The sequence below is a fragment of the Pedobacter sp. GSP4 genome (assembly GCF_051857575.1).
GTDB lineage: Bacteria > Bacteroidota > Bacteroidia > Sphingobacteriales > Sphingobacteriaceae > Pedobacter.
On record NZ_JBPZIR010000014.1, the window covers coordinates 32,674 to 46,076 of the forward strand.

Consider the following 13,403-nt stretch of genomic DNA (forward strand, 5'->3'; position numbering starts at 1 on the left):
ATTCTGGGATATTATTAACAATTAACCTCAAAGATCAGTTAATTAACCGATTAAATAGTTACCAGTTAACCGGATTGAGCGTTTGGCGGTAGGCTAGGACCTCATTTAACCGATTTAAACAATTAACCAATTAACCCAATATACTAATGACCAGTGACTAATGACTAATAAACTAACAAAAAACATTATTTTTAAACTATAGAAACCAAAAATTAAACCACTATGAAAATTGCAGTTATTATTGTCCGCGTGCTTTTAGCCGCCATGTACCTTTTTGCTTCAGTAAGCTATTTCCTTAATTTAATGCCTAAAGCTCCTGAAATGACAGCAGCACAAACCACCTTTATGACAGGCTTAATGGCTTCTGTATACCTTTTTCCTTTAATCAAAATTACCGAGCTGATTGGCGGGGCATTGCTGCTCATTGGTAGAACAGCACCTTTGGCCACCTTGATTATTTTACCGGTAACCGTAAACATTTTCCTGTACCACGCGTTTTTAGGTCCTAAAGATCTGCCAATGGTTGGCGTAATGCTTTTGTTCAACCTGTTCCTGATCTATGCTTACCGGGCAAAGTATCTGCCAATAGTTTCTAAATAAATTTTCGGCTTTATTACCTTTCTGATACTTTTTCTCTTTATTTAGTGTTTCCATATAAGGTGTATTTACTATCTTTAAAAACTAACTAGAAATAAAAAATATGAGAAAGTTATCATTTTTAATGTTGCTCTTCATGGCTGTATCGTTTTCGGCTTTGGCACAGAATAAGGATGCTATTGTTGGCAAGTGGCTTAACCCATCAGGAGAAGGACAGATAGAAATTTATAAGAAAGGAGATAAGTACTACGGAAAGCTGGCCTGGATGAAAGAGTCTAGCTTAAATGGTAAGCCCAAGCTGGATAGTAAAAACCCGGACGAAAATTTGAGGAAACGTGCCCTTTTAAACCTCGAAATATTGAAGGATTTTGTTTACGATGATGGTAAATGGACCGACGGTACCATATACGATCCGAAAAGCGGTAAAACCTATAGCTGTAACCTCAGTTTAAAAAGTACAGATGTGCTTAATGTTAGGGGTTATGTTGGGATTTCGCTTTTGGGCAGATCAGAAACTTTTAGACGGGTTAAATAATTAAAACATGAAAAAATTACTATGGTGCCTTTTATTGGCACCTTTTTTTTGCGCTGCGCAATCGTATTCCATTAAACCTTTACACGAAAATACCAAAACCAGTATAAGGGGGCTGAGCGTGGTTTCCGATCAGGTAATATGGGTAAGCGGCAGCGGGGGCGCTGTTGGTAAAACTACCGATGGCGGCCAAACCTGGAAATGGATAAAACCAAAAGGCTACGAGAAACTCGATTTTAGGGATATTGAAGCTTTTGATGATCAGCAGGCAGTGATTGTTAATGCAGGTTCGCCGGCGTACATATTAAAAACAACAGATGGCGGAGAAAGCTGGACCGAGCAGTATAAAAATGTAGATTCGGCGATATTTTTGGATGGCGCAGGTTTTTGGGATAAAAATAAAGGTATCATCTTCGGCGATCCGATAGGTGATAAAATGCAGCTGCTCAAAACAACCGATGCCGGTAAAAGCTGGCAAGATATTTCTGCCAACCTAAAAACAGGTTTAGCTAAAGGCGAAGCAAGCTTTGCGGCCAGTGGCACTACCATTAAAACACTGCCCGGTGGTAAAACCTGGATTGCCAGTGGCGGTACGGTTTCCAATATTTATTTCTCGGCAGATTATGGCCAAACCTGGCAGGTATATAAATGCCCCATTTTACAGGGCGAAAGTACAACCGGCCCTTTTTCTATCGATTTTTTTAATGAAAGAACAGGTATAGCTGTTGGCGGTAATTATGTTAAGGATAAAGAAAATATCAATAATGTGCTTTTAACCAATGATGGGGGCAAAACCTGGCAAAAACCGATTACTCCGGTTTGGGGTTTCCGATCGGGGGTAACCTATATTACTGCTAAAACGCTAGTGGCCACCGGTACATCTGGAACCGATATTTCTACAGATGGCGGTCAAAACTGGAAACACATATCCGATAAAAGCTTTAACGCCGTACAAAAGGCCAAAAAAGGCAAACAGGTAATATTGGCCGGAGAAAAAGGCTCTGTTTACCGTTTGGAGACTGATTAATAAAATTTTGGCAGCTTTTACGTAACATGTTTATTGATTAATCATCTAAACCACAAAACAAATCAATAAATAAAAAGATTGAAGCATCGGGATTGAGAAAAATTTGTTTCTTTGCTATCAACTAAAACTTTAATTTAAACACACGCACACACTCAATGGATTTTTTGCACACGATTTTAGGGGATGATATACAGGCTGGATTATTAATTATTTTAAACTTAATAGTAATCGAAAGTTTGCTCTCGGTTGATAATGCTGCTGTTCTGGCAACGATGGTAATGGACCTGCCAAAAGAGCAAAGAGAAAAAGCCTTAAAATATGGTATTATTGGTGCTTACGTATTTAGGGGGATCTGCCTCTTCCTGGCCGCTTGGTTGGTTAAAATATGGTGGCTAAAACCACTTGGTGGACTTTACTTGTTGTACCTGGCTTTTGATTATTTCAGGAAAAAGAACAACAAAAATAAGGAAGAAGAAGAGGAGGTAGACAAAAATAAAAGCTGGATTTATAAATCGACTGTTGGCGTAATCGGTACTTTTTGGGCTACGGTTGCTTTGGTAGAAGTAATGGATTTAGCCTTTTCAATAGACAATGTTTTTGCTGCTGTGGCTTTTACCGATCATATCTGGTTAATTTACATCGGTGTGTTTATCGGAATTTTGGCCATGCGTTTTGTAGCGCAGGCTTTTGTTAAACTGATGGAGAAATTTACCTTTTTAGAAACAGTGGCCTTCATTGTAATCGGTGTGTTAGGTATTAAACTTACTTCTTCGCTGTTTACCCATTTCAGTCCCGATTCTGCCGTGTCGCATTTTATCGAAGGCGAAAAAACCGATCTCTTCGTTTCGATTTTTACCGTTGCAATCTTCATTATACCAGTATTAACGTCCCTTTTGTTTAATTATCCCAAAAAACACAAGAGCGATATCATTATTTCGGAAGAAGCCGAAGATGTATTGAACAAATCTTGATAAATAAGGCTTATCTGTGATAAAACTTACAATGGAAGATTTCTGATATTAAACAGAAATTGTAATATTAGAATTTAATAAAACAGGGTTAAATGGCTTTTTACAAACACTATTCATTCGATCTTTGGTTAACGCTGATAAAATCCAATCCGGCGTACAAACAGGAGCGGACACGGTATTTTTATAAGAAATTTAATACCAGGCATAAAAATATAGCAGAAATTGCGGTGGTTTTCCGTCAGGTTGATTTAATGGTGAACGCCATTAACGAACGGACCGGAAAAAATGTTGATGCCGATGAAATGTATTTAATGATCATCGGGATGATCAATGATTATGATTTCAATTTCCATGATGTAGACCTGGAGGAGATCGATCGTGATATGGAACAACTGGTGTTTACCCACATGCCATTGCTGTACAGCGACAGTTCATTAACCGTATTGGAAGAACTTAAATCGAACGGTTTAAGCTCGACAAATATTTTAAGCAACACCGGTTTCATTAAAGGTAAAACCTTAAAAAAGGTAATCAGGCATTTGGGTATCGATCAGTTTATCGATTTTCAGCTATATTCTGATGAAGTGCGCATGTCTAAACCCAATGCTGGTTTTTTTCAGCTGATGCTCGATACCATCGACCGAGAAAAACATCCTGAACTGATATTGAAAGATGTGATCCACGTGGGCGACAATCCGCATGCCGATGTGCGCGGTGCAGAAGCCATAGGGATTAACAGCATGCTTATTAACTCAAACCATCTATCTATCTTAAACCTAATCCATGATACCGTATAGTTATTCACTTCATAAAATCGACAGTACGAACGATTTCGGTTTCGATGCCAACGCATACAGCCGTTTTAAGTTTGGCGATGATTTGGTGGCCCGATCGTTCGGGAAAGACCTCGCCGATGGCTTTATCAGGTATTACTTGGCCGATAACGTTATTACCGACCAGATTGTGGTAATTTCCAGTCCTTACAGCTTTATCCCCACAGCAACTTTTGCCATGAAAAACTATTTCGTTTGCCAGCTTAACCGTTGGCTGGTAGAAAATGGGGGCTTGGCCGTACAGGAAACAAAAGTGCATAGAACCATCACTTACAAAGAAGATTATGGCGAATTAAGTGCCGAACAACGGTTAACCTTGATCGGGAATGATTCTTTTCACATTGATAAAGATTTTCTGGAAGGCAAAACGCTGCTTTTTTTGGATGATATCAAAATTACCGGAAGCCACGAGCGCATGATTTTAAAAATGGCGAAAGAATATGGCCTTAAGAATGAAATGCATATGCTTTATTTTGCCGAACTGGTTAATAAAAACATTCATCCAAACGTAGAGAACTTTCTAAACTACCACCAGATTAAATCTATTTTTGATCTCGAAGAAATTATCGATGGCGGAAATTTTTGTTTCAATACCCGCATTGTAAAATATATCCTAAACGCCACTTCGAGCAGTTTCACTATATTTTTGGAGCGCCGCAGCAACGATTTTATCAACCAGCTTTACGATTTATCACTAGGAAATAGTTACCACACTATCGAGGTTTATTCAAAAAACTTACATCTTATCAAAGACTATATCAAAAACAACAATTATAAATTAATTTAAATATGGCTATTAATTTGCAAAAGGGGCAAAGAGAAAACATCGATGCTCCTAAATTTACAATAGGTTTAGGTTGGGATACCAACAGCTCTTCTACTGGTTCTGCATTCGATTTAGATGCGTCTATTTTTATATTAAACGATCAGAAAAAACTGATTTCTGACGAAAACTTTGTGTTTTATAACAACCTGGTTTCGCCAGATGGTTCGGTAGAACATACAGGTGATAACTTAACAGGCGATGGCGATGGCGATGATGAGCAGATCAAAATTGATTTGACCAAGGCCGATAGTAAGGTAAGCGAAATCTGTATTGTGGTAACGATCCACGAAGCCGAAAGCAGAAGACAGAACTTTGGTCAGGTTAGAAACTCTTTCATCCGTATTTTTGACGCGGTTACCAACGAAGTGATCCTAAAATATGAACTGGAAGAAGATTTTTCTATAGAAACTGCTGTAGAGTTTGGCCGGATTTACAAACGCGAAGGCAAATGGAAATTTGAAGCAGTAGGCGTAGGAATGAAAGGTGGTTTACAGGATTATTTAAACAAATATCAATAATATTATGGCAATTAATCTTCAAAAAGGACAGCGCATCAGCTTAGAAAAAAGCAATGGCAGCAAGCTACAGAATGTTTGTGTAGGCATTAACTGGGGCGCAATTGAAAAGAAAGGCCTTTTCGGTTTCGGATCTTCGAAAGAAGCAGTAGATTTAGACGCAAGCTGTGCGTTATATAACGAAAACAAGCAGCTTTTAGAAGTGGTTTACTTTGGTAACCTCAAATCAAAAAACGGATCGGTAAAACACAGCGGTGATGATTTAACCGGCGATATGGGTGGCGATGATGGTTTGGACAACGAGATTATCACACTTGATTTTTCTCAGTTGGATGCCAGTGTAAACTATGTAGCCTTTGTGCTGAACAGCTTTAGGGGCCACGATTTTGGAACCATTCCTTTTGCCTCTATCCGCATTTACGAAGGTACCACAAAACGTGTTAACGAGGTTTTTGCTAAATATGATATTGCCAACGGATCTAACTTTGCCGGGCACGTATCAATGGTAATGGGTGTTTTTTACAAGAAAAACGGCGAGTGGAAATTTAATGCCATTGGCGAGCCAACCAAAGATAGAAAACTGGAAGATACCGTTAAAACAGTAACTCAAAACTATTTATAAGCTGCAGAGCTGATCATTAATCAACTATGGAAACCAACCCAAATGCTACTCAGGCCCTTACTCCGGTTAAACTGGATAAAGATGGCAATGTGGATCTCGAGAAAATAACATCCGATGAAACACTAAAATATAAGGAAATTGGAAAATCGCTCGAACCATCCGATGTAAATTCTATTTTGAACTACGGTAGCGATGCCCAAAACTCGATGGAGAAATACAGTAATGAATTTTTATCATCTGTACGTACCTATAACAGTGGCGAAGTTGGCGGTTTAATTAACGAACTGCTTACCGAACTCAATTATATTGATGTTTCTGAACTGGAACAGAGTGCTTTTAAAAACTTCATTTCTAAAATCCCGTTTATCAAAAGCCTTGTGGTTGATGTGAAAAAACTTTTCCAGAAGTATGATGTGGTGGTAAACAATATTGATAAGATTACCAATAAAATTAAGGCTGGAAGGTTAAATTCAATTAAAGATAACAGCTCGCTGCAAACGATGTTCGATAGCAATGTGGGCTATATCCACCAGATGGAGGAGCTGATTATTGCCGGACAGTTAAAATACAACGAACTGAGCATTAAGCTCGCTGAAATGGAAGGCCGGCCTGCAGATTATCAGGATTATGAAATTGCCGATTTAAGGGATTTCATTAGCCGTTTGGATAAAAGACTGGCAGATATGAAGATTGTGCGTTTTATTATGCTGCAATCTTTGGCTCAGATCCGCGTGGTGCAGAACAACAACACATCAATTGCAGAAAAAGCACAATCGATAGTTTCTACCACCATACCTGTTTGGAAAAACCAGTTAACCATTGCCGTTGCTTTACAAAGGCAAAAGGCCAATGTAGAAATGCAGAAGAAAATTTCGGATACCACGAATACCATTTTGCAGAAAAATGCAGAAATGCTGAAACAGAACAGTATTGATGTGGCCAAAGAAAATGAAAAAACTGTGGTATCTTTGGAAACCTTAAAACGCACAACTTCATCATTGATAGAAACCCTTAACGAGGTGAAACAGATTCATGAAGCTGGTGCACAGAGCAGAAGGGTGTTGGATGGCGAACTTAAAACTTTGGAAACAGAGTTGAAAAAGAACGTAACGAGGGTGAATTAATTAAAACATGGATGAATACCGCTTAAATATTATCAAAAAATCAAGCGCAGAGATCAACAGGTTACAGTTGCTCTCTGTGTTTTTTGATGATGAAGTGATTTATAAAATTTACTTAAGAAGCCAGGTTATTCATCAGCTCTTTGCCAACAATGATGAACTTGAAATTGAAAAACTCGATCTTTTTCACCTTCAGTTTACTGATAGCGTGATAGAACTGCTCAAAAAAATTAAGAAGAGCAACGAAAAAAACGTATCGCTTATTTACGATGAGATTGATCTGAACGAAGAACTGATTGACCGGATGGCGGGAACACTTGGTAATCAGAAAAATTTTCAGCTCGATAAACAAAGGCAGTCGCTAAAAGTAAACCAATCACTCAGAAAGTTGTTCGGTGTTCTGTCTGAGCTGAGTTCTGATTTTCCATTTTCAAAGAACATCAGTGCGTTCAGTTCCAAATATGCTAACGATTTTTATTTCGACCTTACCACTGATCAGTTTGCCAAACTGATTGATTTTCAGGCCAGGCAGGTATATACCAATGTGTATGCAACCATTGAAAAGAAATTAATGGGCAAATTGTGTAAGCACGATTTCAGGACTGAATTTTACATCGGATTAAAATCAGGTGAGCTGGTCATTGAGGTATATCGGTTTTTGGATATAGACAGTTATTACCTGTTTTTTCCCAGTAGGAATTTATTCCTGTTCTGCGATCTAACGGTTCTTGAAAACCTGGATACTTCTACCAATCTCTCAGAAAAGGAGAGAATTGTGCAGGAGCTGCAGTATAAAAATGATAAACTTAAAAGTAACGCTGCGGTACTGAAAACCGCTATCCCGGCAGAGGTAATCGATCTGCTCGAAGATAGTTACACCAAAATATCGGACATTAATTTCTTAAACCATCTCAATAATTTCGATGTTCAATCGAATATTCTGAAAACGATGCTTAAAACAGATTTGTTTTAGGTTGTAAATCGTCATGCCTTACCGATGGATTGGGATCAGCACTTTTCCTGCAAATAACCACAGTTCTCTTACAAAATCGTCATGCTGAATTTATTTCAGCATCTTTTCTGCAATACAGACCCTGAAATAAATCCGATAGCTATCGGATCAGGGTTGTGACGATTCTTAAACCTTGACTTCTTTTTCAGCTGACGAAGCAATCATAATGCAATGGCAGGTAGCCATAGTTGTAAGATTGCTTCGTACCTCGCAATTGTAAAGGTTTACTACCTCGTTAACACCGCCAATTTTTGTTTAAACAGATCAATGGTTCTGCTCCAGGCCAGTTTTGCTGCGGCTTCGTTGTACCTTGTAGGCGAGGTATTGTTGTTAAACGCATGGTTTACCCCATCATAGATGTAAATTTTGTAATCGATATTGTTTTCTTTTAGCGCCTTTTCGTAAGCTGGAATCCCCGCATTAATACGCTCATCCAAACCACCATAATGCAGCATTATGCTGGCTTTAATTTTAGGCACATCAGCAGCGTTTGCCTGTGCTCCATAATAAGCCACAGCAGCCTGTAGCTTTGGGTCGTTAACGGCCAGCTTATTGGCCATTCCGCCGCCCCAACAAAAGCCAACACAGCCCACTTTACCATTGCCATCTTTTCTGTTGCGTAAATACTCCAGGCCTTTTAAATAGTTCTGTAAATTCTTTTCAGGATCGAGCTTGCCGATCAGCTCACGGCCTTTATCCTCATCAGCAGGTGTTCCGCCAAGGGGCGAAAGCGCATCAACACCCAGTGCAAGGAAACCCTCGGAAGCAATGCGTTTGGTTACATCAATAATGTGTGGATTTAAGCCCCGGTTTTCGTGGATAACCAGCACGCAGCCTAATCTGTTTTTTCCTTTTGGTTTGGCCAAAACCGCTTTCATTTCGCCATCAACCCCCGCATAGGTAATGTTTTCTACCTCAATATCATCACTGATAAAATCTGCCGCTGCCACGTAATTGTTTTCGAGCATGGGCAAAATTGTCATGGCCAAGGCTGTGCTGCCTGCAAGAATGGCCAGCTTTTTCATAAAATCTTTTCTGCCTATCTGGCTGTGGGTGTACGCATCGTACAGGTTGATTATTTTCTGATCCATCTTACTGATTTTGAATTACCCTACAATATAATCAAGCCCATCGGCATTTGAAAAAGCGCTGTTTAAAAGTTACAATACATTTCTTCCCATTTTTTGATCAGGCCTACGCGGTGTTTGGTATAGCGGGGCGTTAAAAACGCGTTCGACCAATCATCATAATTATCGTAAAAGAATTTTAAAAAGAAAATATGAAAGGTAATGCCCAAATAGGGGATGGCCTTTAGCTCATCGGCTGTTAAAGGGCGTATCAGCTGATAGGCATTTAAAAATGTATCGAAATCTGCTTCTGCCTGTTCTTTTGAAATCAGATGGTTGAGCTGGTGAAAGAAAAAATGGTTTAGGAACGACATTAAATCGTTAATGAGAAAACCTTTCCCTGCAAAGTCAAAATCGAAGAAAGTAATGGCTCCCTGCTCGTCGAAGTGGAAATTCTTTGGAAAGAAATCATAGTGGCAGTAACCATGACCGAATTTTGGAGTATCAAATGATTCGAACTTTTTAACTACCCGGTCTGCAACTTGGGTTAAGTAGTCAAATTCGTCCGGCATTTCGGTAAAATGAGGCTTTAAACTACTTAAAGGCTCAAATAAGGTGGTTTCAAAATTAAAAACAGGCCGGGTATTTTTTAGCTGTACAACTGAAGTGGTTTGGTGCAGTTTGGCCATATCCGTACCCAGTTTTACCAAGTGTTTATGTTCGAGGTCTATAATTACTTTTCCTGCTGCAAAAGAAAACAATATACCATTGCGCAGACCTTCTATTGCATTAAATTGCTGTATCTGTTTTCCGGTCAGATCGTTTATAGGGTAAGAAACATTGTTTCCATTGGCTTTCAATGCATTCAATAATTCTACTTCAGCTTCAATTTCGCTTCTTTTGCGGTGTGCATCCCGGTAAATTTTAAAGATGTATTTCTGCTCCCCGTTTTCAAGGATATACGTATCGCTCACATTTCTGATCAATAAACGGCAGGTGGTGGTTGGATGTAATTGATAAGCCTGAATTAAATAATTTTTTAAAGCATCGGCTGATAAGGTAGAATATTGGGCAGGGAAAACGTTTTGCATGGAATGGGACTTGGATTTTCAAATATAAATTTTCGAAACGAGAACTAAACCATTAAATAAGATTACCTTACCCACCTTAGGCACGTTGTTTTAAGGTTAAACCCATCTGGTGGAAAAAATATTTGATTGCCTTATTGATAGTTTTATCGAAGATAAAGTAGGGATTGCCGAGAATTTTTTAAATGTTTCGCTGGCGGCCCACCTTAAAGATAACCTGATTGGATTATTTGAAAATAAAGCACTTTTAAATGCGGGGATTGGTAATAGTGCCGTTATCAACCAGGATAAATTAATCAGGAGCGATGTAATTTATTGGCTGGACAGAAAGCATGAGAACCAGCATGAAAATGATTTCTTTGATTTGATGGATGAATTTGTGGTGTATTTGAACCGCACCTGTTATACCGGCATTGCCGACTATGAGTTTCATTATACGCTGTATGAGCCGGGTACATTTTACAAAAAGCATATGGATCAGTTTCAAAACAATGGGAGCCGGCAATATTCGATGATTATGTACTTAAACGCCGATTGGCAGTTGGAAGATGGTGGCGAACTGCGCATCTATCACCAAAATGTAGAGCAGGATATTGCGCCCAACAATGGTAAAAGCGTTTTCTTTAAAAGCTCTGATCTGGCGCACGAGGTTCTGCTTACCCATAAACAGCGCATGAGCATTACAGGCTGGCTTAAAATTGGTTAAGTTTTATTCTTCAATATCCAACAGCTGCTTAATTATCCCTTTATAATTTTTACCAATAGGTACCTGTTGGCCGTTTTTAAGCACAATGGTATTCCCTTCCAGGTAATCGACGTATTGTTTATTGAGTATAAAAGATTTGTGGATGCGGATAAAATCATCCGTTGGAAACTGATCTTCAAAGCTGCCCAATGTACGTGGTGTGAGTAAAAAATCGTGGTTTTTCCAAACTTTTACGTAATTACCCAGGCTTTCCAGGTACTGTATTTCATCTATTTTTACCAAAACGTGCTTCTTGTCTACCTTAACCGAAATAAGTGCTGCGGCTTTTTGATCGGTTTTAGCCACATCGGTACCATCGGCTTGCTTTTTCAGGTTATGAAACTCCAGTGCCCTGTTAACGGCTTTTAAAAAACGGTCTAAGCGAAAAGGTTTCAACAGGTAATCGCAAACTGCCAGATCGAAGCTTTCCAAAGCATATTCTTCAAAGGCCGAGGTAATAATAATGAGTGGTTTATGCTGTAGGGTTCTTAAAAAATCGAGTCCACTTAATTTGGGCATCCTGATGTCCAAAAAAATCAGATCAACCTGTTGCCTGCTCAAAAACTCAAGCGCCTCTGTAGCACGGTAACAATGCCCTACGATGGTTAAAAACGGAATATCTTTGGCATATTCGGTAATTACGCCATGGGCAAGGGGTTCATCATCTACAATTAAACAACGTAAGCTCATCCCAGTTGGAGTTTTAGTTCTGCCCTAAAGATATTATCATTTGATCTGATATCCAACGTGTGGCGGTTAGGATAAAGCAATTCTAACCTTTTTCTTAAATTATCAATCCCGATGCCACTGGTTTGGCTCACTTCTTCTTGATGATAAGTGTTTTCGCAGGTAAAATGGAGCGTGGTATGGTTGCTTACTAAGCACAGTTTTAATGAAGCGGCATCTTCGGCGGGTTCGATACCATGTTTAAACGCATTTTCGATAAAAACAATGAGCAAGAGAGGGGCAACCTCAATCTGATCATCAGTAATCTGTTTTTCGAATTCGAAATGGAGTTTCTTACGCAAACGGATCTGTTGCAACTGGATATAATCTGTTATATAATCGAGTTCCTGCGCAAGTTTAACCGATTTTTCCTGCCCTTTGTAAATGGTATAACGCATCAGTGCTGAGAGCTGCAGAATGCTTTCGGGGGTTTTATCCGATTTCTGGAGGCTCAGCGCATAGAGATTGTTCAGGGTATTGAAAAAGAAATGCGGATTGAGCTGTTGTTTCAGTAAATCGAGTTCGTTTTGCGATTTCTCCTTTTCCAGCGATAGGATAATGTGGTTTTGCTTTCCCCATTGCAGTGCCAGTACAACAGGTAAACTGATCAATATAATGGCAAAGGCACCAAAGGCATTTTCTAATTCAAAAGGGTTGCTTTCGAATATGCTCCTGCCAAATATGGTATTAATGGGCAACGAAATAAGTAGCTGTGCCAACATCGGATAAAGTAGGGCAACAGTAGCCGCAACACTTAATAAATAAATGAGTAAGCCCTTGTTTTTAAGTATTTTGGGTACTAGGTAGCGGCTGTTGATAAAGAAAAGCAGATAGCCGCACAGATACATGATCAGGAACTGTGAAAAGAAGGCCAGAAAAGTTCCGAAATTGCGGATCAGCATCCAAATATCGAATTCAAAACCCACCAAACGGAAACCTTTTCTTTGGTAAAGTGGGTTGTCCTGACTGGATACCGCCATTACCGAAATGGTTACTGCAATTAAGATGATAGAGATGAGCACTGCATTTTCCAATCCTATTTTCTTAATCCATTTAATGTGCTGTACTTTTTTTTGATAATATTGATTGACCAGCAGCAGCAGTTCAAGCGCAAATGCCGCGATGGCCGTAAGGACGATATTGGAAGGATACAAGCCTTCAATTTTGATGTTTGAAGCCGCAAAAGCAAATAGGGGCAACAGGATAATGAAATTAATGAACCAATAGGTGTTATACTGCCTGTTGTTGGCTAAAGTGTTTTTTAAAACAGGTTTAAAAAAAGAGAATACCAATGCGGGTAACAAAGCAAAGCCTAATACTAAAATGTAGCCTGCATAACTGCCCCATGCATTAGTCTTAATGGTGTGCACATGGCCGATAGCTACCCAAAGCAATAAACCCGCGAAGATGAAGAAATCCTGGTATTTATAACTGAAATTCTTATTGCGCTGCATTTTGTTAAAATTACCTGAGTTCGATTAATATTTGTTCGTAGCGACCAGTTTCTAGCCTCCTACTTAAAGCGATCGTCATGCTGAACTTGTTTTATTAGTAGTTTTATTGTTTTCAAAGGCCTAATAGCTACTTCGTGGTCAGCATCTTTCCTGCTAAAGGACGAATATTTGTTAATAATATTTACAGAGATCTTTTTAATGATGTAATATTAGTTGAACTTTGATTAAAATTAGCAAAGATTGAGAATCGGTTATAATTTAAATGAT

Annotated in this window: 15 protein-coding genes; 11 read left to right on the top strand and 4 right to left on the bottom strand. The window is 38.9% G+C overall.

All coding sequences use genetic code 11. The features are described 5' to 3' along the window. Positions 1 to 222 precede the first annotated feature (222 nt). The 10 genes from ACS5PU_RS23850 (at position 223) to ACS5PU_RS23895 (ending at position 8,017) form a co-directional block, all read left to right on the top strand. Positions 223 to 600: a DoxX family protein gene (locus ACS5PU_RS23850; RefSeq protein ID WP_439461667.1), complete on the top strand. Its 378-nt coding sequence runs from the start codon at positions 223 to 225 to the stop codon at positions 598 to 600. A gap of 100 nt (positions 601 to 700) precedes the next feature. Continuing rightward, positions 701 to 1,132, top strand: coding sequence for a DUF2147 domain-containing protein (locus ACS5PU_RS23855; protein WP_439461668.1), 432 nt, complete (start codon positions 701 to 703; stop codon positions 1,130 to 1,132). A gap of 7 nt (positions 1,133 to 1,139) precedes the next feature. After that, positions 1,140 to 2,156 (top strand): WD40/YVTN/BNR-like repeat-containing protein, encoded by a 1,017-nt coding sequence (locus ACS5PU_RS23860; RefSeq protein WP_439461669.1) that lies wholly within the window; start codon positions 1,140 to 1,142, stop codon positions 2,154 to 2,156. A 155-nt stretch (positions 2,157 to 2,311) separates the two neighbouring features. Then, positions 2,312 to 3,127: a TerC family protein gene (locus ACS5PU_RS23865; protein ID WP_439461670.1), complete on the top strand. Its 816-nt coding sequence runs from the start codon at positions 2,312 to 2,314 to the stop codon at positions 3,125 to 3,127. A gap of 92 nt (positions 3,128 to 3,219) precedes the next feature. After that, positions 3,220 to 3,924 (top strand): HAD family hydrolase, encoded by a 705-nt coding sequence (locus ACS5PU_RS23870; protein WP_439461671.1) that lies wholly within the window; start codon positions 3,220 to 3,222, stop codon positions 3,922 to 3,924. Continuing rightward, positions 3,911 to 4,747, top strand: a complete 837-nt coding sequence (locus ACS5PU_RS23875; RefSeq protein WP_439461672.1) for a phosphoribosyltransferase family protein — start codon at positions 3,911 to 3,913, stop codon at positions 4,745 to 4,747. The genes ACS5PU_RS23870 and ACS5PU_RS23875 overlap by 14 nt, the downstream gene beginning before the upstream one ends. A gap of 2 nt (positions 4,748 to 4,749) precedes the next feature. Continuing rightward, positions 4,750 to 5,304 carry a TerD family protein gene (locus tag ACS5PU_RS23880; RefSeq protein WP_439461673.1) on the top strand — a complete coding sequence of 185 codons (555 nt, stop codon included), beginning with the start codon at positions 4,750 to 4,752 and terminating at the stop codon, positions 5,302 to 5,304. A 4-nt stretch (positions 5,305 to 5,308) separates the two neighbouring features. Next, positions 5,309 to 5,923: a TerD family protein gene (locus tag ACS5PU_RS23885; RefSeq protein WP_439461674.1), complete on the top strand. Its 615-nt coding sequence runs from the start codon at positions 5,309 to 5,311 to the stop codon at positions 5,921 to 5,923. A gap of 26 nt (positions 5,924 to 5,949) precedes the next feature. After that, positions 5,950 to 7,047: a toxic anion resistance protein gene (locus ACS5PU_RS23890; RefSeq protein WP_439461675.1), complete on the top strand. Its 1,098-nt coding sequence runs from the start codon at positions 5,950 to 5,952 to the stop codon at positions 7,045 to 7,047. A 7-nt stretch (positions 7,048 to 7,054) separates the two neighbouring features. Then, complete coding sequence (locus ACS5PU_RS23895; RefSeq protein WP_439461676.1) at positions 7,055 to 8,017, top strand: hypothetical protein; 963 nt, start codon at positions 7,055 to 7,057, stop codon at positions 8,015 to 8,017. Between the two features lie 266 nt (positions 8,018 to 8,283). On the opposite strand, the gene ACS5PU_RS23900 is transcribed toward ACS5PU_RS23895, so the two are convergent. Next, entirely contained in the window at positions 8,284 to 9,147 is an 864-nt protein-coding gene (locus ACS5PU_RS23900; protein WP_439461677.1) for a dienelactone hydrolase family protein, read from the bottom strand. A 62-nt stretch (positions 9,148 to 9,209) separates the two neighbouring features. Continuing rightward, complete coding sequence (locus ACS5PU_RS23905) at positions 9,210 to 10,214, bottom strand: phosphotransferase (protein ID WP_439461678.1); 1,005 nt, start codon at positions 10,212 to 10,214, stop codon at positions 9,210 to 9,212. Positions 10,215 to 10,323: 109 nt separating this feature from the next. Here ACS5PU_RS23905 and ACS5PU_RS23910 point away from each other — a divergent pair, with 109 nt between their 5' ends. Further along, the gene (locus ACS5PU_RS23910) at positions 10,324 to 10,917 is read left to right on the top strand and encodes a 2OG-Fe(II) oxygenase (RefSeq protein WP_439461679.1); all 594 of its coding nucleotides are present in this window, start codon (positions 10,324 to 10,326) and stop codon (positions 10,915 to 10,917) included. A gap of 3 nt (positions 10,918 to 10,920) precedes the next feature. On the opposite strand, the gene ACS5PU_RS23915 is transcribed toward ACS5PU_RS23910, so the two are convergent. Both ACS5PU_RS23915 and ACS5PU_RS23920 read right to left on the bottom strand, forming a co-directional pair. Further along, positions 10,921 to 11,646 carry a LytR/AlgR family response regulator transcription factor gene (locus ACS5PU_RS23915; RefSeq protein WP_439461680.1) on the bottom strand — a complete coding sequence of 242 codons (726 nt, stop codon included), beginning with the start codon at positions 11,644 to 11,646 and terminating at the stop codon, positions 10,921 to 10,923. Next, positions 11,643 to 13,136 (bottom strand): sensor histidine kinase, encoded by a 1,494-nt coding sequence (locus ACS5PU_RS23920; RefSeq protein WP_439461681.1) that lies wholly within the window; start codon positions 13,134 to 13,136, stop codon positions 11,643 to 11,645. Before ACS5PU_RS23920 ends, ACS5PU_RS23915 begins: the two co-directional genes overlap by 4 nt. Positions 13,137 to 13,403: the final 267 nt, after the last annotated feature.